Genomic DNA, 20,632 nt, shown 5'->3' on the forward strand with positions numbered 1-20,632 from the left:
GTTTTTCTGAACGATATTTGATTTGTTTATTGTATGGGTTTAATGATTTTGCGCTGTGATTTTGTGAAGTGAATCGATACTGCACGGTATTTTCATTTTTCATTATTTATTTAAATGAAATTAATTTTTCTTTTTTGGCAGGCGTGTTTTTGAAACACGCCTGCCTTAGCATCACCGTTTAAAATGTACTTCTGACGGGCGTGGTTGAAGCGGTGGCTTTTGCCGTCGGACCAGCAGCGAAAATACCTTTGGCCGCCAGCCCGACGACGGTTATCGCGGCGGGAATGCCAAGGATCAGGAAAACGCTTTCGAAGCTGATATTCAGCGCCAGCATTTCCGCTCCGGCAAAGGCGCTCAGGATCGCGCCCATGCGGCCAACACCGTGCATCCAGCTGGAGCCGGTAGCCCGCGCTTCGGTAGGATAGTAGCGGGCGGAGAGCGCGTTCATGCCGGTATTGGCGCCGTTTAAGCAGGCTCCGCTGATAAATGCCAGCAGGCAGATGAGCGCAAAGCTTGCCGCGGCATAGCCCATTGCCATCGTAAACAGGCCGCCAACCGCGTAAATCAGTCCGAGAGCCCGATGGGGGTTGATCCGGTCCATCAGCCAGCCTGCAAACAGCGAGCCGATGGTTCCGCCCGCCTGGTACATTGCGGTCATCACCGCCGCCTGGCCGACCGTTAAGCCGACTTCTTTTACCAGCGTCGGTAGCCAGCTACCGAGGAGATAGACCAAAAAAAGCCCCATAAAGTAAACCAGCCAGAGCATCATCGAACCGAAGCGATACTGGCGGGAGAGAACGATGCGCATGGCATTTGCCTGGACGGGCTGGGCCGGTAAGCTGAACTCTGCCTCATCGGGAATTTGTCCCGGATAGAGGCGCTGCATAATCCGCCGAATACGTTCAGCAGGCGCGCGCTTAACTACCAAAAAACGCACCGATTCCGGTAACAGCCAGATCAGGACCGGAGCGAACAGCAGCGGGAGGATCCCGCCAAGCAGCATCAGCGAGTGCCAGCCAAACTGCGGGATCAGCCAGGATGCAGAGAAACCGCCCGCTGCCGCGCCAAAGGTGAAGCCGCAAAAAATAATCGTAATCAGGAACGAGCGTTGACGCTCCGGCGCATACTCTGACACCAGGGTGCCGATATTCGGCATGGCGGCGCCTAACCCCAGCCCGGTCAGAAAACGAAAGACCATCATCTGCTCAATATTTTGTGAAAGGGCGGTGGCGATGGTCCAAAAGCCGAAGAAGAAGACGCTATTGATGATAATTTTCTTCCGTCCCAGCCAGTCGGCGAGGGGGCCGGAGAAAATAGCGCCCAGCGCCAGGCCTATCAGCGCGGCGCTGATGACAAAACCGAGCTCGTGGTTGCTTACTCCCCATTCCTGCTTCAGCGTTGGGGCGATAAATCCCATGATGGCGATATCAAAGCCGTCCAGCGCGATAACGCAGAAGCCTAAGAACACCACCAGCTTCTGAAAGCGGCTGAGCGGATTGGCGTTGATTAACTCCCTGACGTCCAGGCGTTGAGTCTGTGTCATGGGACTCTCCTTATGCGCAAGGGCGCAGGTAGGACTGCGCGGCGTTAAACAGCAGCTGAGCGCGAGCGAGCGCCGGCAGCGCCCCCCGAGCGCCGCTTAGCGGAACCTCGATGGATACCGGTAGCGTGGCCGGAAGCGCTGCCATCAGACCGTGCAGGTCGAGTCCGCCTTCACCGGGCACCTGGCGCGCGGCGCGCGCCTGGTAAATCAACTCTTGCTCGTTAGCGGGGGATTGCGCTAAGGCATCGCAAAGCTGCATATAGTTGAGGCAATTTTGCGGGAGCGTGGCGAGGGTCGAAAGGGATTCGCCTGCCCGCCAGAAGTGAATGGCATCAATTAAAATACCGATATCGCTGCGGCCACTGACGGCGATCAGCGCCTGGACTTCGGCGATGGTGCGCAGGTGGGTCCATGGCATAGGCTCCAGGTTCATGGTTAAACCATACTCCTGGCCGGCTTCGGCCAGTTGGGCGAGATTTTCCGCACTGCGGGCCCGGTTATCATCGTTGCCGGCGACTAAAACCTGCTTCGCGCCAAGGCGCGCGGCGGTATCAAGGAACAGCCTCAATCGGGTATTCAGGGCAAAATCCGGCGTCAGGCGGACAATCTCAACGTCGGAAACGCGAACGCCGGTTGCCATCAGCGCCGCCAGGGTATCGCGAACGGCGGGGGTATCGCCGAGCATGGCGTAATCCGGATCCGACGGGGTTGCGGGAAGCAGGCGCAGGCCAACGTGAGTGAAGCCGGCCTGGGCCGCAATGCGCACCTGTTCCGGTGGTGGGACATCAAGTAGGGTAAGCGCGGCGAGTGACAGGGTTCGCATGTTCATGAAGGACTCCAGTACAGTTGCAGGTTGTTGTTATGCGTATTGCCGTCCCTGGTGGAATGCTTTTACTGAGTTGTTTTATTTATATTTTCTGCCAGGTTTTTTCCGACCAAATAACCAAAGGTCATCGCCGGACCCAGCGTGATACCGCCGCTGGGATAGAATCCCCGCATCACGCTCGACATGTCGTTGCCGACGGCGAAAAGCCCCTGAATCGGCTGCTGCTGCGCGTTGAGAACCCGCGCATTTTCATCGGTGATTAATCCGCTGAAGGAGCCCAGCGAGCCGGGCAAAATGCGTACCGCATAAAAAGGCGCATGGCTGAGCTTCCCAAGCGTTGGGTGCGAAGAGCGACTGGCATCGCCCTGCGTGCGGTTGTATGCCGATGCGCCGCGCTGAAAATCCTTATCCTCGCCCTGGTCTACAAAGTCGTTAAACCGGGCGATCGTTTCCGTTAGCTGTTGCGGATTCATGGCACAGGCTTTTGCCAGCGCTTCCGGCGTTTCGCCCGTCTGCAGATATCCGGTCCTGCGCCAGGCCTCTGGGGTAAACGGGAAGGGGCGAGCATGGCCCAATCCGTAGCGCCGCAGCGCCCGGCTGTCGGCAATCAACCACGCCTGCGGCGTGTCGCCCGGCGGCGTCGCCTCCAGCAGCGCGGCAATAAAATCATGATAAGAGTCGGCCTCATTGGTGAAGCGTTTGCCGTTGGGCAACACGGCAATAAAGCCGGGTTTCGCGCGCTCAATCAGATGCGGAAAGGGGAGCTGCACTCCGCTGGCGAGGGTAACACGCGACACTGGCGCCCAGGCCATGGCGTGCCTGAGCGAATGATCAAACTGGCCGCCGACCGTTTCGCCGAGCCGAATGCCATCCCCCTGATTCCCCGGAGGCGCGGCGGAAAAGTGGCCGTAGCCGCTGGCGGCGTGCGGCACCTGTTCGGCCAGACGCTGCCTGTCGTGGGGAAAGCCTCCGCAGGCGAGGATCACCGCGCCGGCGCGAACCTCCAGCGCGCCGCAGTCGCTACGTACTATCGCGCCCGTAACGCCATTGTTGTCGGTGAGCAGACGTTCTACCGGCGCGTTAAGCTGAAAATTCACACCCGCATCCAGCGCCGAACGCAGGAGGCGGGCGACCAGCGCGTTGCCGTTAACCAGATGCTGTCCGCGGCCGGCGCGCAGCCGCTGCCAGCCGTGACGCAGCAGGCGGCGGGTGGCGTACAGCGCCGAGCGCGGTGAGCGGGTGGCGTTAAAAAAGTGCGCCATATCCGTACCGCCGGCAATGCCCATCCCCGCGAGGCTGATGGTCTCCAGCGGAGGCCGCAGGCGATGTAGCCAGTCGCCCAGCAACCGCCCGTCAAAAGGCTGTGCCGTGACTGAGCGGCCGCCCAGCGCAGCGCCTGGCGAAGCGTGAAAATCAGGCATTTTGCTGCCGGAGAGAAACTGCACGGCGGTGCGGCGGCGGAAAAAGTCGATCATCTCCGGTCCGTACTGTAAGTAAGCGAGCAGACGCGCATCGGCAGGCTCACCGTCCATTTCATGGCGTAAATAAGCGAGCGGCGCGTCGGGTTCTTCTTCAATACCCTCCTCACGCGCCAGCGGATTACGCGGGATCCACAGCCAGCCGCCGGACCAGGCGCTGGTGCCGCCAATGACCGACTCTTTCTCTGCAACAAGCACGCTGGCGCCGCCGAGCGCGGCGGTGACGGCGGCAGAGAGCCCCGCAGCGCCGGAGCCGACGACCAGAACATCCACGTTCATCTGCCCGCTCATAACTCTCTCCTTATTGCAGTGGTGAAAAATCAGTGGGGCGCAGAAGCACCGACTCCAGGCGCTCGACGGCGGCCAGCTCGCGGTTTTTGCGCGAGAACGTCAGCCAGCGTTCGTCCTGCGCCATACGCGCCCGACGCACCAGGCGATCGTCGAGGCTCTCGTAGGCCCAGATATGTACCACCTGATTGACCACGCCAATTTCGGTAAAGAAGAAACCGATGAGCTTACCGAGATGCTCGGTTTGCACGGCGTAAGCATCGCTATTGTACAGCGCCAGCCAGTCGACCATTTTCAACGGATTGATGGTGTAGGTGCGTTTTTCATAGATCATGATCTTCTCCTGTTTACAGTGCGTGTTGTTGCGCCATATGGCTGGCTGAGAGATAGCCGAAGGTTAGCGCCGGGCCGAGCGTAATGCCGGGGCCGGGATAGGTTCCGGCCATCATCGAATCCATATCATTACCCACGGCGTAGAGGCCTTTAATCGGTTCACCCTGCTGGTTAATCACCTGAGCATCGGCGGTAGTGACCAGGCCGCGTGAGGTACCGAGATCGCCGGTATAGAGGGTGACGGCATAAAACGGTGCGCGGGTCAGCGGAGCGTTACAGGCGTTTGGCCGGTGGCCAGGGTCGCCCATCGCTCGGTTATAGCTGTTGCCGCCTTTGGTGAACGCCGGGTCGAGGCCCTGAGCGGCATCGCGGTTATAGCGAGCCACCGTTTCAGCGAGCGTATGCGGATCCAGCCCGAGCCGCTGCGCCAGTTCAGGCAGCGTATCGGCCTTATGCAGATAGCCCGCTTTCACCAGCGCGTCATTATTGACCGGGGCAGGGCGCGCCAGGCCGAGGCCGTAGCGCTTCATGGCCAGGGCATCGCAAATCAGAAAGCAGGGGGCATTTTCTGCCCGGCTTTGCATGGCGCTGGCGAAGTGGTGATAAGAGTTAGACTCGTTCACGAAGCGCACCGCGCGCTGGTTGACGGCAATCACGCCGGGTTTGGCGCGATCGGTGACCAGATGAGGGAAGCGCTCTTGCGTGCCGTCGGGATGCTGTAAAACCGAGACCGGCGCCCAGAAAAAGTTAGACGGCAAGTCAGCCCCTTCCCGTGCATTGACCGCGGCGGCAAGGCGCAGCGCGGCGCCGTCGTTGGCGGCGGGGGACATGGTGTAGTGCTCGCGGGTCTGGGGGCGATAGCGTTCAGCCAGCTTGCCTGCGGCAAAACCTCCTGCTGCCAGCACCACGCCGCAGCGGGCTTCAAGAGCCTGCTTTTGACCCTCGTGCTCAATTTCTACGCCGGTCACCTCGCCATTGTGTTCGCTCAGCGAAAGCACGTTGACGTTGAGCCTGAGCTGCATGCCTTTGCGAAAGGCGAGCGTCGCCATGCGGGCGATCAGCGCGTTGCCCATCGCCAGGCGGGTACCGCGATGGTACCTCAGGCGATCGCGACCGTAGCGCAGCAGCAGTCTGCCGCAGTGCGCGAACGCGCTAAGGGAGCGGCGCATATCGAGAAAGTGCTGGATATCAACCCGGTTAACCATCATCCCGCCAAACAATAGCATTCCCGGTGGGGGAGAGCGGAGGTCGCGAAAATGCTCACCCAGCTCCCGCCCGTCAAACTCCACCACCTCCAGCGCCCGTCCGACATCAACGGCGCCGGGCTCATCCGGGTAATAATCTGGAGAGAGCGGGCGCAGGTTATATTTCACTGCCCCCTCTTTTTCCAGAAACGCCAGCGCCTCGCGTCCCGAAGCGATAAAGGCATCTACCAGATCCTGACGATAATAAGGCTCACCGATAATCGTCCGCAGATAGGTTTCGATTTCCTGCGGGCTGCCGCCTGCTGCCTTTTTCCGCGCCTGATCGCTGTCGTGGATCCACACCGCGCCCCCGGAAATGGCGGAGGTGCCGCCAAACTGCGGAGCTTTTTCCAGCATCAGCACCGACAGTCCTTTACAGCAGGCGGTCACTGCCGCGGCAAAGCCTGCGGCGCCGCTGCCAATAACGATGACGTCCCAGCTTTTCATGCCGCCGCTCCCTGTTCCTGCGCAATGGCGCCGATGAACTGCCCCATCAGTTTCATCTGCGCCAGCGCCATCTCCGGCCCGGTCTGGATCGTGCAGCCGCGATCCCGGGCGAAGTCGAGGAGCGGGGTGATAACCGGGGCGGTAACCACGTCCGCGACATGCGCTGATACCGGGAGTGTTTCCAGCAGCGTTTGCGGCAGCGGTAACGGATCGAAACCGGCCATTCCCGCCGGGGAACCGTTCACCAGCAAATCCAGGCCGTTGAGCGTAGCGGGCAGATCGGTAAGGTGAACGTGCGGAAAATGCGTCGCCAGTCGGTTATGAAGCAGCTGGAGCGTGGCGGGATTCTGATCATAAAGCGCCAGTTGATGGATGCCTGCTTCGCAAAGCCCCCACGCGATAGCGCTGCCGACGCCGCCGCAGCCGGAGAGCAGCCCCTTTTTACCGGCGGCGCTAAAGCCGTGCGCCTCTGCGGCAAGCTGAAAACCGACGCCATCGAGCATATCGCCCTGTAAACGGCCATCGGCCAGCTTACGGATGACGTTAATGGCATTGAGGTGCTGAGCTCGCGGTGTTAACTCGTCGACCAGGGCGGCGGCCCGCTGTTTGTGTGGAACGGTGACCAGCACGCCGCTCATGTTGTGCCAGCCGCGCAGCGTCTTCAGATAGTCAGCAACGGCTTCCGGTGCGATATCCACCGGGATCATGACGCTGTCCATCTGCTGGTCTGCAAAGTAGCGGTTGAAATTCTCCGGCGATTTAACCTGGGTAATCGGGTGACCGATGACGGCGACGACCTGAGTGAATCCACTGACCATTTCAAACCTCATTTTGTTAAATGAATGTTGTGAAAGTATTTCAGCGGAAGCTGAGAGCGACAACGCAGAATTCGACCATACTGGTTGTTAATCGCACCACCACTGCGATAATCGCACTAAACCGATCTAATTGTTGCGAAAGTGTGAACAAGTATGCAAAACCAGATTCATCCCCGCGATCTGATCGTCGGCCTGCAAAAGGGGCTGGCGCTGATCCAGCTATTTTCAAAAGAGCATCCGCGGCTCACCGTGCCGCAGGCGGCGAAAATGAGCGGCCTGACGCAAAGCGCCGCGCGGCGGTTTTTCCTTACCCTGCTGCACGAGCGCTACCTGCAAACCGACGGACGTTACTACTGGCTGACGCCCAAAGCGTTGAGGCTGGGGCAGGCGTATGTTGATTCAGCGCAGTTCCCGCGCATGGTACGGCCGATCGTTGAGTACATCGCCAGCCGGACGGAAGAGCACGCTTCGGTGGGGGTGATAGATGATGATGAGCTGGTGTATATCGCCCGCAGTAAGCATACGCCGTTTAACTCGACTTCAGTACGCCTGGGGGAGAGGGTGCCGATTTACTGTACCGCTGGTGGTCGGCTATGGCTGGCGTCGTTAGCGGAAGCCGAGTGTGAGAATGTATTGCAACGGATCAAACGCGAACAGCGCACGCCCTATACGGTAACCGACGTTACGACCCTGCTGGAGAAGATCGCCCAGGTGCGCCGCCAGGGATATGCCGCGATTGAGCAGGAGTTTGAAATTGGCATGCTAGTGCTGGCCGTACCGCTGTCAGACCGGGAAGGGATCTACTGGGGAGCGCTGAGCTTAACCAGCCATCAGTCCAGAACCTCGATTGAGGCCCTGTGCCGCGATCATCTGGATTTGCTTTATAGCGCTCAGGCAATGCTGGTGGGGTAGTCAGAGAGAGGGCAGGTGGGCACCTGCCCGATGTATTATGCTTTAGCGGTGTCGATAAAGCCGTTCCAGTCTGCACCAGCGTTGTTCACGAATGTTGACCAGCTGTTTGCCGCGGTGTTGACAAAGCCATTCCAGTTATTGGCGCCGTTAGTAACAAAGGTATTCCAGTTGGTTTGACCAGCAACAAACTTGCCAATTTCAACGGTGCTGTCGATCACGAAGCTTGCGAATGCAGCTCCTGAGGTAGCGACAAAAGAGCTGAATCCCAGCCCGGAATTGACCACAAAATCGGTAAAGCCGGTTGCGGCGCCAACTAAATTAAAACCACCAGAAACGTACTCCATTTCGTTAAATGTTAATTCTTTCATTTTTATTTCCTTATTAAACGGGATAAGTGAGCACAAGCTCACCGCGAAAGACTAACACCGCTAAATAGAGATAAACCAGATGGTGTTCCGGCCAGGGCTATGATTTTTATATGATTTTTCTATGAACCTAATGAGTTGAGAAGGAAGGTAACTTCGATAGATATGAACGAATGGAGGGAGTTGATTTGCATAATATGAATCAGAAGAGTGAAGGGGGGATAAAGAAACGGCTCCCGGTCTTGCAAGCGGGAGCCGTTCGGCAGGTGCTGATTAGGGTTTTATCTAACCATAGTCAGTAAATTATGTGAATCCGGTACCATAAAGTCGACGGACATCATCACCGACAGTGCGGTAATGGCCACGATGGAAAAGACGAACAGCTTACGCGCCCAGACTTTATCATCCGCCACTTTGTAACCGCGCAGCGCCATTCCGAGCCACCAGACGCTCACTGCCGCAGCGACAACCAGATATTTGTATCCGGCGTAGCCGCCCAGAGAGAGCATCAGGGTCGCAACGGCGAAAGCGATGATGTAAACGGTGATATGGTTTTTCGCCACAGATATGCCTTTCACTACCGGCAGAACAGGAATATTCGCCGCCTGATAATCCTTGAAGCGGAAAATCGCGATAGCGTAAGAGTGAGGCATCTGCCACAGGCTAAAAATAGCCAGCAGAATAGCGGCGCCGCTGTCAAAATCACCGGTCACCGCACAGTAGCCAATCACCGGCGGCGCAGCGCCGGAGAGAGAACCAATCAGCGTGCCGTAGACGGAGTGGCGCTTCATATACAGGCTGTAAACGCCGACATAAACCACAAACCCCATCACCCCCAGCCAGCAGGCGAGGGGGTTGGCGCCAAACCACAGCAGCATGAAGCCAGCAATACCCAGCAGGGTGGCGTATACCAGCGAAGCTTCTGGCGAGATCAGCCCTTTGACCAGCACCCGGTTTTTCGTCCGTTCCATCTTACGATCGATATCACGGTCGATATAGTTGTTGAAAACACAACCCGAGGCGACCACCAGGGATACTCCGAGGAGCGTCCAGATGAAAAGCGGATAGTCTATGTGGCCCTTTGAGGCCAGCAGGAAACCGCCAATCACGGAGATCAGGTTGCCAAAAATAATGCCTGGTTTCGTTACTTGCAGGTATTGCTTAAACATACTCGCCGCTCTTAGTGCATCATCATGTTGTAGTTCAGGTTCCACATAATCCAGATGGAACCGACGACTACGATAGCAATGATGATTACGGTGAAGATAAATGCGGTCAGGTTCCAACCTTCGTCCGATTTACTGTTCATGTGCAGGAAGTACACGAGGTGTACCACAATCTGCACAACTGCAGTGACCAGGATGGTTCCCAGAATAGCCGCATGCGATGCGGAGCCACTCATCACCATTGCAAACGGGATAACCGTCAGAATGATCGACAGGATGAACCCCGTCATGTAGCTCTTCACGCTGCCGTGAGAAGCGCCGCTATGATCGGTAGAATGACTCATTACATCGCCCCCATCAGATAAACAACAGAGAACACGCAGATCCACACGACGTCCAGGAAGTGCCAGAACAGACTCAGGCACATGATACGGGTACGGTTAGTGTTGGTCAGGCCACGACGAGAAACCTGTACCATCAGCACCGCCATCCAGATCAGACCAGAGGTTACGTGCAGACCGTGGGTACCGACCAGCGCGAAGAACGCTGACAGGAAGCCGCTGCGATCCGGACCCATACCTTCAACAATCAGGTGATGGAATTCATAGAGTTCCATTGCGATGAACCCTGCCCCGAAGAGGAAGGTCAGCGCCAGCCAGGAAACCACCTGGCTCTTGTTGTTTTTGTACATGGCGATAGCCGCCATGCCGTAGGTGATGGAGCTGAACAGCAGCAGCGCGGTTTCAACCAGAACGAACGGCAGTTCGAAAATATCTTTACCGGTCGGCCCGCCTGCCGTGCCGTTCACCAGAACGGCATAGGTCGCGAACAGAGTGGCGAAGATAATGCAGTCGCTCATCAGGTAGATCCAGAAACCGAATACCTTCATCGGTCCTGTATCATGGTGCCCGTGTTCGTGCGCGTGGGCGTTATGCGCAAGAGTATCAGTTGCCATTTTTCAGCCCTGCTTTGTTAATCTCATCGAAATGCTGATTTTCCAGTTTTTCGACTACTGCAACCGGCACGTAGTAATCCACGTCCTCGTCAAAGCTCTTAATAATCCAGGTCGCCAGAATGCCGACGAAGCTTGCAATCGCCATCCACCAGATGTGCCAGATCATTGCGAAACCAAACACCGTTGCGAAAGCAGCAATAACGATGCCCGCGCCGCTGTTTTTCGGCATATGAATCTCTTCATAGCCAGCCGGTTTCTTGTACGCGTCGCCTTTCTCTTTCATTTCCCAGAACGCGTCACGCTCGTGAACCACAGGAACGATAGCGAAGTTGTAGAACGGCGGAGGAGAAGAGGTTGCCCACTCCAGCGTACGGCCGCCCCACGGGTCGCCGGTCAGGTCACGGTTCTGCTCGCGATCGCGGATAGACACGTAGAACTGAATCAGCTGGCAGAGGATACCGCAGGCGATCAGCGCCGCACCGCAGGCTGCAACAACCAGCATCGGGTGGAACTGCGGGTCAATCTGCTGGCTCAGGCGACGGGTCATACCCATAAAGCCGAGCACGTACAGCGGCATAAATGCGACGAAGAAGCCGATGATCCAGAACCAGAAAGCGCGTTTGCCCCAGGTTTCGTTCAGGGTGAAGCCAAAGGCTTTCGGCCACCAGTAGGTCAGACCTGCGAAGCAACCGAACACTACGCCGCCGATGATGACGTTATGGAAGTGCGCGATCAGGAACAGGCTGTTGTGCAGCACGAAGTCTGCGCCCGGTACCGCCAGCAGAACGCCGGTCATACCACCTACGGAGAAGGTCACGATAAAGCCAATCGTCCACAGCATTGCTGAGTTGAAGACGATGCGGCCCTGGTACATGGTAAACAGCCAGTTGAAGATCTTAACCCCGGTTGGGATAGCGATGATCATGGTCGTAATACCGAAGAAGGCGTTTACGTTCGCGCCCGCACCCATAGTAAAGAAGTGGTGCAGCCAAACGATGAACGACAGAACGGTAATACACACTGTTGCCCATACCAGCGAGGTGTAGCCAAACAGACGCTTACGCGAGAAGGTCGCTGCGATTTCGGAGAAGACACCGAATACCGGCAGAACCAGAATGTACACTTCCGGATGACCCCAGGCCCAAATCAGGTTGATGTACATCATCATGTTGCCACCCATATCGTTGGTAAAGAAATGGGTGCCCAGGTAGCGGTCCAGGGTCAGCAGCGCGACGGTGACGGTCAGAATTGGAAAGGAGGCGATAATCAGGATGTTGGCGCACAGAGATGCCCAGCTAAACACCGGCATCTTGAACATGGTCATGCCAGGGGCACGCATCTTGATAATCGTTACGAAGAAGTTAATACCGGTAAGCGTTGTACCAATACCGGATAGCTGGAGAGCCCAGATCCAGTAATCGACCCCGACTCCCGGACTGTACTCAATTCCCGACAGCGGCGGATAGGCCAGCCAACCGGTCTGCGCGAATTCACCGACGCCCAGAGAGAGGTTAACCAGAATCACACCCACAACGGTGAACCAGAAGCTCAGGTTGTTAAGGAAGGGGAAAGCAACGTCGCGTGCGCCGATCTGCAGCGGAACCACCAGGTTCATCAGACCGATAACAAACGGCATCGCTACGAAGAAGATCATGATAACGCCGTGGGCGGTAAAGATCTGATCGTAGTGGTGAGGCGGCAGGAAACCTGCTTCCCCGGCCGAGGCCAGCACCTGCTGGCTACGCATCATAACGGCGTCAGCAAAGCCACGCAGCAACATAACGATTGCTACGATAACGTACATGATACCGAGACGTTTGTGGTCAACCGAAGTCAGCCACTCGTTCCAAAGGTAGGACCACTTACCGAAGTAAGTGATGGCTGCCAGAAGCGCCAGTCCCCCAATGATAATTGCAGCCACCGTAACCACAATAATGGGTTCATGGTAGGGCACTGCATCCAGTGTAAGTTTTCCGAACATCGTTTTCTTCCTCGGCCCCTTAGTGAGCGGTTTCCGCGTGGCTCATGTCCATGCCTTCCATTCCTTCGTGCGCTGCGTGCTCGCCCTCCGGTTGGGTCATATCCATGCTCTTACCGTGAGACATAAATTTGTTAACAACATCTTTAAACAAATCCGGTTTCACGTTAGAGAAGTATTCCACTTTGTTGTATTCGCTAGGCGCAGCCAGTTTGTCGAATGTTTCCATGGAGTCCATGGTATTCGCAGACTGTTTGGCTTTCGCTACCCACTGATCGAAGGTTGCACGATCCGGCGTGGCGATAGCTTTGAACTTCATTCCAGAGAAGCCCGGGCCGCTATAGCTGGCGGAGATACCGTCGTAAGTACCAGCTTCGTTCGCGATGAGGTGCAGCTGAGTCTGCATCCCGGCCATTGCGTAAATCTGGCTACCTAAACGTGGGATAAAGAACGAGTTCATCACGGAATTGGAGGTCACTTTGAAGTGTACCGGTACGTTCGCCGGGAAGGCGATTTCGTTGACGGTAGCAATACCTTGTTCCGGATAGATGAAGAACCATTTCCAGTCCATCGAAACGACTTCGATAGTGATGGGTTTTTCATCGTGAGCAAGCGGTTTGCTTGGCTCTAATGCGTGAGTTGTTTTCCAGGTCAGAACGGCCAGGAACAGGATGATCAGGATAGGAACCGTCCAGACCACGGCTTCAACTTTGTTGGAGTGTGACCAGTTCGGGCTATACTTCGCATCTTTATTGCTCGCACGATACTTCCAGGCAAATCCTACTGCCATCAAGACGGCTGGAATAACGACGATCATCATCAGGCCGAAAGCCGTCAGAATCAGAGAGCGTTGCTCCAGTCCAATCTGTCCTTTTGGGTCGAGGAGTGCAGAATCACAACCACTGAGTAATACAGTGCCTGCGATTAATGACATCCATCCCAAACTTTTATTGTATTTCCTAAGTCTCATTGAACGACCTCAATTCCACGGAATCTGGTGGCGCTTAAAGTGTACGGGCATTTTACGGGAAGGTTGCATTACTGTAAACATAGTTGGAGCTGTGTCTGTTCTATGTTAGCGGCTTCTGCCTGCCTTGTCACATATGTTACGGAGTGTGACATTATCGCTTGCAAAGCTTGATTTACGCGGGATTGATAACGAAAGGGATAAGAACCAGGGGGTTTATAAGAGAATGAGCATAACCATCTGCAAAACAACACAAATAATTAACAATTAATTATCAAATAAAAGACATCATAAAAGCGGAAAATAAAACCAGTAAAGCTGAATCGTTTAAATTATTTAAAGATTCGCATAAAAATTGTCAATAATTTCCAGAAATCTAAAACGCACAAAACAACAAACTCAGTAGTCTAAATATAAAATCGTTAATAAGACGTTATAATTACCCATGGTAATTACAACGTCCAATAACGTTTCTGTAACGATTAAATCAGCTCGGTTTTGCGTAATGCCAGGTAGTCAAGGAAAGCGCCGAGTAAAATACCCGCAACGGCGGTGAGTACGGCGATCTCCAGCAGGCCCGCGAGGAAGGAGAAATTGGTGTAATCCAGCGCGTTCAGCACCAGCAGCAGTAGCCATATCGCCAGCATCAGGCAGCCAACCGCCAGAATAATTAAGGCCAGCGCGTAGATCTGAGGAAAGAGCGTGCGCGGCATAAAACTCTCTGACCGCTGGGTGTGTTCCAGGGTACGCCTGCAAATTAACAGCAGCAAAATACCCGGCACAGCGGCAACGACGGAAAAGAGATAGAAGGCCGGCCAGCCGTGAGCCTCGACGAACCAGCCGGCGATGGGGCCGACGTAAACGCGCCCGACGGCGGAAAGCGCCGAGAGCAGGGCAAACTGGGTGGCTGAAAAGGATTTGTTGCACAGCGTCATCAGCAGCGCGACGAACGCCGCGGTGCCCATCCCGCCGCACAGGTTTTCGAAAAATACCGCCGTCGCCATGGAGAAAAGGTGCTTATCGGTAATGGATAGCAGCCAATATCCGGCGTTTGATATCCCCTGCAGCACGCCAAAAATCAACAGTGCGCGGAATAAGGTCAGGCGCTGCATGAGCACGCCGCCGTACAGGGCGCCGACAATCGTGGCGAACAGGCCGAGCGTTTTATTGACCATGCCCACTTCGCCGGCGTCGAAACCGACGCCGCGAATCAGAAAGGTGGTGGTCAGGCTCATGGCAAAAGCATCGCCAAGCTTATAAAGGACGATAAGCAGCAGGATAAGCCAGGCGTTATTGCGACCGAAGAAGTCTCGAAGCGGCGCGGCAACCGCCTGTTCCAGCGTTTTCGGCACCGGAATGACATCGCTGGGGTCCGGGGCCAGCAGCGTGGCGATAATGCAGGGGATCAGCAACGCGGCCATCAGCCAGTACATTCCCTGCCATCCTAGCCAGCGGTCGGCCAGCCATAGCGCCAGCCCGCCGGAAACCAGCATCCCCAGACGATAGCCCAGCACGCTGATTGCCGCGCCGGTGCCTCGCTCTTCCGCGGCCAGCACGTCAGTTTTCCACGCGTCAAACACAATATCCTGAGACGCGGAGCAAAAGGCGATGACGACCGCTAGCGCCGCCATCCAGCGCAACTGCGTGGAGGGTTCAAGGAATCCCATCGCCGCAATAGCAATCAGTAACAGAAACTGGGTTGCCAGCAGCCAGCCGCGACGACGGCCGAGAAACGGCGGCGTGTAGCGGTCCATCAGCGGCGACCAGAGGAACTTAAAGACGTAGGCCTGGCCGACGAGAGAGAAAAAACCGATGGTTTTCAGATCGATATTTTCAACGGTCATCCACGCCTGCAGCGTGCCTGAGGTCAGGGCGAGCGGTAATCCAGACGCAAAACCAAGGATCAGCAGGATCGCTGATTTTGGCTGCGTAAAAATGCGTAAGTAATGATTGGACATGTCTTGTCGTGCAGACCCGACGCGGGGCCGGGTCTGCAACTTAAATTAACGAGCGTTTTGCTTGATAAAATCGTGAATGCTGGTGTCCTGCGCCATATCGCTAATGGTATCGGTCATAACGCTATTAACCGCATCGGCGATATTCTTGTTCGAGGCCTGAAATGCGCCTTCAACAGAGTAGCTGGCACGATAGTTTTTGGTCATCTTGTTGCCGTTGGCGGCGGTGGCGATGATGGCGATATCGGCTTTGGTGGCGATGTTGTAACGCACGTTGCCCTGTGACACGTCGGCGTACAGTTTATTGACGATAATTTGCAGGTCAACGGCGCCGTTCGGACCAATCATATAGCCGCGGGAGGTCATCTGTTTCTCGAGGACTTCCTGCAATAAGAAACGCAGGTCGCGGGAGGCGGTCAGCGTAACCTGTTGGTTATCGCGAGTGACTTTCGCCAGCGCCTGATCCGGACGCTGATCGGCGCCGTTAATGCTGACGGTCACGCCCATCAGGCTGGGATCCTGCTGCGGCAGGGTAATTTTCGGTGATACATCAATAGTGGTCGGCGGAGTGGCGCATCCGGCCAGCATAAACAGCGCGACCAAAGGCAAAAGAATTTTCTTAAACATGTTCAGGGTCTCAACGCATGGGAGTAGTAATGAGGACAATTCCCGCCATCATAACATCGCCAACGGCAAGGGGAAGTGGCAACGCATGTAAATTCATCGTCTTGTGCGTTTTCTGTCCTTGCAGCATCGCATATCGCAATTCAGATGGGGCTTTCAGGATACCAGACCAGTAAAGCCGATACTTTTGCATGAAAATATCAGAGGAATGCCAATTTTTTGTTGTTTTCGCCCAATGGAAGCGGTAAAAGCGGCTAACATTTAAAGGGAATGGCGGCAATACAGCGTTGTCGGAGGAGAAAATTCATGATGATACGTGAACAGATCGAAGCAAAACTTAGGGCAGCGTTCGACCCGGTGTATCTTGAAGTCGTGGATGAAAGTTATCGCCACAACGTTCCTGCGGGCTCTGAAAGTCATTTTAAAGTGGTGTTGGTGAGCGATCGCTTCCTTGGCGAGCGTTTTCTTAATCGTCACCGTATGATTTACGGAACGTTGACTGAGGAACTATCAAGCACCGTGCACGCTCTGGCGTTGCATACCTACACAATCAAAGAGTGGGAAGGGCTACAGGATACCGTCTTTGCTTCTCCTCCTTGTCGCGGGGCTGGGAGTATCGCGTAGAAATCGCATTTGCAACCGCTGGAGCTTTTCCAGTATGTTGCGTGAAGATTTATGAGAAAACGGCCTGCGGGCCGTTTTGTTTTGCCTGGAAAATGTGCAGTTTGCGCTTTTTTACAGGCAAATTTGCTCGGGAAATGTGAAAAAAGCCGCAGCAGTGGGCGACAACCGTTCTCGACTCACAAAAGTGATGCCGCTATAATGCCGCGTCTTTTATTATGAATGTCTTCGGGATGATTCTGACGACAGGGAATGTGTTTCTGATTTGAAGAGGGCATCCCGGTTCTGCGAAGCAACCTGTTCGCGCTTCCAGAGTTGACCGAGCACTGTGATTTTTTTGAGGTAACAAGATGCAAGTTTCAGTTGAAACCACTCAGGGCCTTGGGCGCCGTGTAACGATTACTATCGCCGCTGACAGCATCGAGAATGCTGTCAAAAGCGAGCTGGTCAACGTAGCGAAAAAAGTTCGCATTGACGGCTTCCGTAAAGGCAAAGTGCCGATGAATGTTGTTGCTCAGCGTTATGGCGCATCTGTTCGCCAGGACGTGCTGGGTGACCTGATGAGCCGTAACTTCGTTGACGCGATCATCAAAGAAAAAATTAATCCGGCCGGCGCGCCGAACTATGTTCCGGGCGAATACAAGCTGGGTGAAGATTTCACCTACGCGGTCGAGTTCGAAGTTTATCCGGAAGTTGAACTGCAGGGTCTGGAAGCGATCGAAGTTGAAAAACCGGTTGTTGAAGTGACCGACGCTGACGTTGACACCATGCTGGATACTCTGCGTAAGCAGCAGGCTAACTGGAAAGACAAAGACGGCGCTGTTGATGCCGAAGATCGCGTTACCGTTGATTTCACCGGTTCCGTTGATGGTGAAGAGTTCGAAGGCGGCAAAGCTTCTGACTTCGTACTGGCGATGGGCCAGGGTCGTATGATCCCGGGCTTTGAAGATGGTATCAAAGGCCACAAAGCTGGCGAAGAGTTCACCATCGACGTGACCTTCCCGGAAGAATACCACGCTGAAAACCTGAAAGGTAAAGCGGCTAAGTTCGTTATCAACCTGAAGAAAGTTGAAGAACGTGAACTGCCAGAGCTGACTGAAGAGTTCATCAAGCGTTTCGGCGTTGAAGATGGTTCCGTAGCCGGTCTGCGCGCTGAAGTGCGTAAAAACATGGAGCGCGAGCTGAAAGGCGCTGTGCGTAACCGCGTTAAATCTCAGGCTATCGAAGGTCTGGTTAAAGCTAACGATATCGATGTTCCAGCTGCGCTGATTGACAGCGAAATCGACGTTCTGCGCCGCCAGGCTGCTCAGCGTTTCGGCGGTAACGAGCAACAGGCTCTGGAACTGCCGCGTGAGCTGTTCGAAGAGCAGGCTAAACGCCGCGTTGTTGTTGGCTTGCTGCTGGGCGAAGTGATTCGTACCAACGAGCTGAAAGCTGACGAAGATCGCGTGAAAGGCCTGATCGAAGAGATGGCTTCCGCTTACGAAGATCCGAAAGAAGTCGTTGAGTTCTACAGCAAAAACAAAGAGCTGATGGACAACATGCGCAACGTCGCTCTGGAAGAGCAGGCTGTTGAAGCCGTGCTGGCGAAAGCTAAAGTGTCTGAAAAAGCCACTTCCTTCAGCGAACTGATGAACCAGCAAGCGTAATTTCGCCGCAAGGTTTAAGGTTTGAGTAAAAACCCGTTGCCGAAAGGCCGCGGGTTTTTTTATTGCAATGATAGCCTTAGGATACGTGCGAAAAGGCGATTTCAGTGATAGCGTTACGACAAAAGATTGTTATGCTTGAATTAAGGCAACGTCATCCCCATAACCGGGAGACGTAACCGCAGCGGTATAACCATGCGCCGTAATGAAGCGTGCATCAATGCACTTCTGCCCGATGGCAGAAATTCTGGCTGATAATCCGTCCGTAAGGTTACAATCAGTGCAGCGGTTTTTTTCAAATTAATCCAGGAGACGGAAATGTCATACAGTGGCGAACGAGACAACTTTGCACCCCATATGGCCCTGGTGCCGATGGTCATTGAACAGACCTCACGCGGCGAACGTTCATTTGATATTTACTCCCGTCTGCTCAAGGAGCGCGTCATTTTTCTGACTGGCCAGGTAGAAGATCACATGGCTAACCTGATCGTGGCGCAGATGCTGTTTCTGGAAGCGGAAAACCCGGAAAAAGATATCTATCTGTACATTAACTCTCCGGGCGGCGTGATTACCGCCGGGATGTCGATTTACGACACTATGCAGTTCATCAAACCGGACGTCAGCACTATTTGTATGGGGCAGGCGGCTTCGATGGGCGCCTTCCTGCTGACCGCTGGGGCTAAAGGTAAGCGTTTCTGTCTGCCGAACTCCCGCGTGATGATTCACCAGCCGCTGGGCGGCTATCAGGGCCAGGCGACGGATATCGAAATCCACGCCCGCGAAATCCTGAAAGTGAAAGGCCGCATGAATGAACTAATGGCACATCATACGGGTCAATCCCTTGAGCAGATCGAGCGTGATACCGAGCGCGATCGTTTCCTGTCTGCCTCAGAAGCAGTGGAATACGGCCTCGTCGACTCCATTTTGACTCATCGTAATTGATGCCCCGGGCGCAAGGGGGCCGCTATACTTGTTTGTAAGAGGGCGGCACAACGCTTTCCAGCGGTTTGCGCCTGAGAATGGCATTTGCGTCGTCGTGTGCGGCACAAAGAACTTAATAAGAGGTTTGGACTCATGACAGATAAACGCAAAGATGGTTCGGGCAAACTGTTGTACTGCTCTTTTTGCGGCAAAAGCCAGCATGAAGTGCGTAAGCTAATCGCCGGGCCATCCGTGTATATCTGCGACGAATGCGTTGATTTATGTAACGACATCATTCGCGAAGAAATTAAAGAAGTCGCGCCGCATCGCGAGCGCAGTGCATTGCCGACTCCCCACGAGATTCGCCACCATCTGGACGATTACGTTATCGGCCAGGAGCCGGCGAAAAAAGTGCTGGCAGTGGCGGTATACAATCACTACAAACGTCTGCGCAATGGCGACACCAGCAACGGCGTTGAACTGGGTAAAAGCAACATTCTGCTGATCGGGCCAACCGGCTCCGGTAAAACGCTGCTGGCGGAAACGCTGGCGCGCCTGCTGGATGTGCCTTTCACCATGGCTGATGCCACCACCCTGACCGAAGCGGGTTACGTGGGTGAGGATGTGGAGAACATCATCCAGAAATTGTTGCAGAAGTGCGACTACGACGTGCAGAAAGCCCAGCGCGGTATCGTCTACATTGATGAGATTGACAAAATTTCCCGTAAATCGGATAACCCGTCGATCACCCGCGATGTTTCCGGCGAAGGCGTGCAGCAGGCGCTGCTGAAGCTTATTGAAGGTACCGTGGCCGCGGTTCCGCCGCAGGGCGGGCGTAAGCATCCGCAGCAGGAGTTCCTGCAGGTTGATACCTCTAAAATCCTGTTTATCTGCGGCGGCGCGTTTGCCGGTCTGGATAAGGTCATTTCCCACCGTGTCGAAACCGGCTCCGGCATTGGTTTCGGCGCGACGGTTAAGGCGAAGTCCGATAAAGCCAGCGAAGGTGAACTGCTGTCCCAGGTTGAGCCGGAAGATCTGATCAAGTTTGGTCTGATTCCTGAGTTCATTGGCCGTCTGCCTGTGGTGGCGACCCTGAGCGAGCTGAGCGAAGAAGCGCTGATTCAGATCCTCAAAGAGCCGAAAAACGCCCTGACTAAGCAGTATCAGGCGTTGTTCAGCCTTGAAGGCGCCGAGCTGGAGTTCCGCGACGAAGCGCTGGACGCTATCGCTAAGAAAGCGATGGCGCGTAAAACCGGTGCTCGCGGCCTGCGTTCTATCGTTGAAGCCGCGCTGCTCGATACCATGTACGATCTTCCGTCAATGGAAGACGTGGAAAAAGTGGTCATCGACGCTTCGGTTATCGATGGTCAGAGCAAGCCGCTGCTGATTTACGGCAAACCGGAAGCGCAGCAGGCGTCTGGTGAATAATTAACCAGTTTGCTCAAGCAGTTAACAAAAAGGGGGGATTTTATCTCCCCTTTTATTTTTCCTGCATTCCCGCCGTTGAATGTATGGAATACATCCCCATATACTGGTTTACATATT

The 20,632-nt window shown here is 55.0% G+C and carries 19 protein-coding genes; 5 read left to right on the plus strand and 14 right to left on the minus strand.

Annotated elements, in window-relative coordinates:
* Window positions 1-178 precede the first annotated feature (178 nt).
* The 6 genes from KCG39_RS24790 to KCG39_RS24815 form a co-directional block, all read right to left on the minus strand.
* A complete protein-coding gene (locus tag KCG39_RS24790; protein WP_112165824.1) occupies window positions 179-1,543 on the minus strand; it encodes an MFS transporter in 1,365 nt (454 codons plus the stop codon).
* Window positions 1,544-1,553: 10 nt separating this feature from the next.
* Window positions 1,554-2,372 (minus strand): sugar phosphate isomerase/epimerase family protein, encoded by an 819-nt coding sequence (locus KCG39_RS24795; protein WP_049114704.1) that lies wholly within the window; start codon window positions 2,370-2,372, stop codon window positions 1,554-1,556.
* A 62-nt stretch (window positions 2,373-2,434) separates the two neighbouring features.
* Window positions 2,435-4,138, minus strand: coding sequence for an FAD-dependent oxidoreductase (locus tag KCG39_RS24800; RefSeq protein ID WP_142467857.1), 1,704 nt, complete (start codon window positions 4,136-4,138; stop codon window positions 2,435-2,437).
* A 10-nt stretch (window positions 4,139-4,148) separates the two neighbouring features.
* Window positions 4,149-4,469, minus strand: coding sequence for an NIPSNAP family protein (locus KCG39_RS24805; protein ID WP_142467856.1), 321 nt, complete (start codon window positions 4,467-4,469; stop codon window positions 4,149-4,151).
* A 13-nt stretch (window positions 4,470-4,482) separates the two neighbouring features.
* Entirely contained in the window at window positions 4,483-6,159 is a 1,677-nt protein-coding gene (locus KCG39_RS24810; protein ID WP_142467855.1) for an FAD-dependent oxidoreductase, read from the minus strand.
* A complete protein-coding gene (locus KCG39_RS24815) occupies window positions 6,156-6,977 on the minus strand; it encodes a shikimate dehydrogenase family protein (RefSeq protein WP_142446258.1) in 822 nt (273 codons plus the stop codon). Before KCG39_RS24815 ends, KCG39_RS24810 begins: the two co-directional genes overlap by 4 nt.
* 153 nt (window positions 6,978-7,130) lie before the next feature.
* Between KCG39_RS24815 and KCG39_RS24820 the strand changes: the two genes are divergently transcribed.
* Window positions 7,131-7,889 carry an IclR family transcriptional regulator domain-containing protein gene (locus KCG39_RS24820; RefSeq protein WP_004129774.1) on the plus strand — a complete coding sequence of 253 codons (759 nt, stop codon included), beginning with the start codon at window positions 7,131-7,133 and terminating at the stop codon, window positions 7,887-7,889.
* 35 nt (window positions 7,890-7,924) lie between these two features.
* Here the strand turns inward: KCG39_RS24820 and KCG39_RS24825 are convergent, their stop codons facing one another.
* The 8 genes from KCG39_RS24825 to KCG39_RS24860 all read right to left on the minus strand — a co-directional run bounded on the left by KCG39_RS24825 (window position 7,925) and on the right by KCG39_RS24860 (window position 15,902).
* On the minus strand, window positions 7,925-8,257 hold the full coding sequence (locus KCG39_RS24825; RefSeq protein ID WP_004129776.1) for a hypothetical protein: 333 nt from the start codon (window positions 8,255-8,257) through the stop codon (window positions 7,925-7,927).
* Between the two features lie 278 nt (window positions 8,258-8,535).
* A complete protein-coding gene (cyoE, locus tag KCG39_RS24830) occupies window positions 8,536-9,423 on the minus strand; it encodes a heme o synthase (RefSeq protein ID WP_004129778.1) in 888 nt (295 codons plus the stop codon).
* Window positions 9,424-9,434: 11 nt separating this feature from the next.
* Window positions 9,435-9,764, minus strand: a complete 330-nt coding sequence (locus KCG39_RS24835; RefSeq protein WP_004099523.1) for a cytochrome o ubiquinol oxidase subunit IV — start codon at window positions 9,762-9,764, stop codon at window positions 9,435-9,437.
* Window positions 9,764-10,375, minus strand: a complete 612-nt coding sequence (locus KCG39_RS24840; protein ID WP_004129790.1) for a cytochrome o ubiquinol oxidase subunit III — start codon at window positions 10,373-10,375, stop codon at window positions 9,764-9,766. The genes KCG39_RS24835 and KCG39_RS24840 overlap by 1 nt, the downstream gene beginning before the upstream one ends.
* The gene (gene cyoB, locus KCG39_RS24845; RefSeq protein ID WP_004129794.1) at window positions 10,365-12,356 is read right to left on the minus strand and encodes a cytochrome o ubiquinol oxidase subunit I; all 1,992 of its coding nucleotides are present in this window, start codon (window positions 12,354-12,356) and stop codon (window positions 10,365-10,367) included. The genes KCG39_RS24840 and cyoB overlap by 11 nt, the downstream gene beginning before the upstream one ends.
* Before the next feature lie 19 nt (window positions 12,357-12,375).
* The gene (gene cyoA, locus KCG39_RS24850) at window positions 12,376-13,323 is read right to left on the minus strand and encodes a cytochrome o ubiquinol oxidase subunit II (protein WP_004129799.1); all 948 of its coding nucleotides are present in this window, start codon (window positions 13,321-13,323) and stop codon (window positions 12,376-12,378) included.
* A gap of 479 nt (window positions 13,324-13,802) precedes the next feature.
* Window positions 13,803-15,278, minus strand: coding sequence for a muropeptide MFS transporter AmpG (gene ampG, locus KCG39_RS24855; protein ID WP_049114023.1), 1,476 nt, complete (start codon window positions 15,276-15,278; stop codon window positions 13,803-13,805).
* A 45-nt stretch (window positions 15,279-15,323) separates the two neighbouring features.
* Window positions 15,324-15,902, minus strand: coding sequence for a lipoprotein (locus tag KCG39_RS24860; RefSeq protein ID WP_004129805.1), 579 nt, complete (start codon window positions 15,900-15,902; stop codon window positions 15,324-15,326).
* 303 nt (window positions 15,903-16,205) lie between these two features.
* Here KCG39_RS24860 and bolA point away from each other — a divergent pair, with 303 nt between their 5' ends.
* The 4 genes from bolA to clpX all read left to right on the plus strand — a co-directional run bounded on the left by bolA (window position 16,206) and on the right by clpX (window position 20,515).
* Window positions 16,206-16,523 (plus strand): transcriptional regulator BolA, encoded by a 318-nt coding sequence (gene bolA, locus KCG39_RS24865; RefSeq protein ID WP_004133447.1) that lies wholly within the window; start codon window positions 16,206-16,208, stop codon window positions 16,521-16,523.
* 347 nt (window positions 16,524-16,870) lie between these two features.
* A complete protein-coding gene (gene tig / locus KCG39_RS24870; RefSeq protein ID WP_004129807.1) occupies window positions 16,871-18,169 on the plus strand; it encodes a trigger factor in 1,299 nt (432 codons plus the stop codon).
* 315 nt (window positions 18,170-18,484) lie between these two features.
* Window positions 18,485-19,108 (plus strand): ATP-dependent Clp endopeptidase proteolytic subunit ClpP, encoded by a 624-nt coding sequence (gene clpP / locus KCG39_RS24875; protein ID WP_003021624.1) that lies wholly within the window; start codon window positions 18,485-18,487, stop codon window positions 19,106-19,108.
* 132 nt (window positions 19,109-19,240) lie between these two features.
* Window positions 19,241-20,515, plus strand: coding sequence for an ATP-dependent protease ATP-binding subunit ClpX (gene clpX, locus KCG39_RS24880; RefSeq protein ID WP_004099538.1), 1,275 nt, complete (start codon window positions 19,241-19,243; stop codon window positions 20,513-20,515).
* The last annotated feature ends 117 nt before the right edge of the window (window positions 20,516-20,632 follow it).

Origin of the sequence: Klebsiella pasteurii (genome assembly GCF_018139045.1) — a bacterium.
In the GTDB taxonomy this organism is placed as follows: domain Bacteria; phylum Pseudomonadota; class Gammaproteobacteria; order Enterobacterales; family Enterobacteriaceae; genus Klebsiella; species Klebsiella grimontii.

Coding starts and splice junctions, on each gene's coding strand:
- KCG39_RS24790 (WP_112165824.1), bottom strand. CDS start 1,543: ATGACACAGACTCAACGCCTGGACGTCAGGGAGTTAATCAACGCCAAT.
- KCG39_RS24795 (WP_049114704.1), bottom strand. CDS start 2,372: ATGAACATGCGAACCCTGTCACTCGCCGCGCTTACCCTACTTGATGTC.
- KCG39_RS24800 (WP_142467857.1), bottom strand. CDS start 4,138: ATGAGCGGGCAGATGAACGTGGATGTTCTGGTCGTCGGCTCCGGCGCT.
- KCG39_RS24805 (WP_142467856.1), bottom strand. CDS start 4,469: ATGATCTATGAAAAACGCACCTACACCATCAATCCGTTGAAAATGGTC.
- KCG39_RS24810 (WP_142467855.1), bottom strand. CDS start 6,159: ATGAAAAGCTGGGACGTCATCGTTATTGGCAGCGGCGCCGCAGGCTTT.
- KCG39_RS24815 (WP_142446258.1), bottom strand. CDS start 6,977: ATGGTCAGTGGATTCACTCAGGTCGTCGCCGTCATCGGTCACCCGATT.
- KCG39_RS24820 (WP_004129774.1), top strand. CDS start 7,131: ATGCAAAACCAGATTCATCCCCGCGATCTGATCGTCGGCCTGCAAAAG.
- KCG39_RS24825 (WP_004129776.1), bottom strand. CDS start 8,257: ATGAAAGAATTAACATTTAACGAAATGGAGTACGTTTCTGGTGGTTTT.
- cyoE (WP_004129778.1), bottom strand. CDS start 9,423: ATGTTTAAGCAATACCTGCAAGTAACGAAACCAGGCATTATTTTTGGC.
- KCG39_RS24835 (WP_004099523.1), bottom strand. CDS start 9,764: ATGAGTCATTCTACCGATCATAGCGGCGCTTCTCACGGCAGCGTGAAG.
- KCG39_RS24840 (WP_004129790.1), bottom strand. CDS start 10,375: ATGGCAACTGATACTCTTGCGCATAACGCCCACGCGCACGAACACGGG.
- cyoB (WP_004129794.1), bottom strand. CDS start 12,356: ATGTTCGGAAAACTTACACTGGATGCAGTGCCCTACCATGAACCCATT.
- cyoA (WP_004129799.1), bottom strand. CDS start 13,323: ATGAGACTTAGGAAATACAATAAAAGTTTGGGATGGATGTCATTAATC.
- ampG (WP_049114023.1), bottom strand. CDS start 15,278: ATGTCCAATCATTACTTACGCATTTTTACGCAGCCAAAATCAGCGATC.
- KCG39_RS24860 (WP_004129805.1), bottom strand. CDS start 15,902: ATGTTTAAGAAAATTCTTTTGCCTTTGGTCGCGCTGTTTATGCTGGCC.
- bolA (WP_004133447.1), top strand. CDS start 16,206: ATGATGATACGTGAACAGATCGAAGCAAAACTTAGGGCAGCGTTCGAC.
- tig (WP_004129807.1), top strand. CDS start 16,871: ATGCAAGTTTCAGTTGAAACCACTCAGGGCCTTGGGCGCCGTGTAACG.
- clpP (WP_003021624.1), top strand. CDS start 18,485: ATGTCATACAGTGGCGAACGAGACAACTTTGCACCCCATATGGCCCTG.
- clpX (WP_004099538.1), top strand. CDS start 19,241: ATGACAGATAAACGCAAAGATGGTTCGGGCAAACTGTTGTACTGCTCT.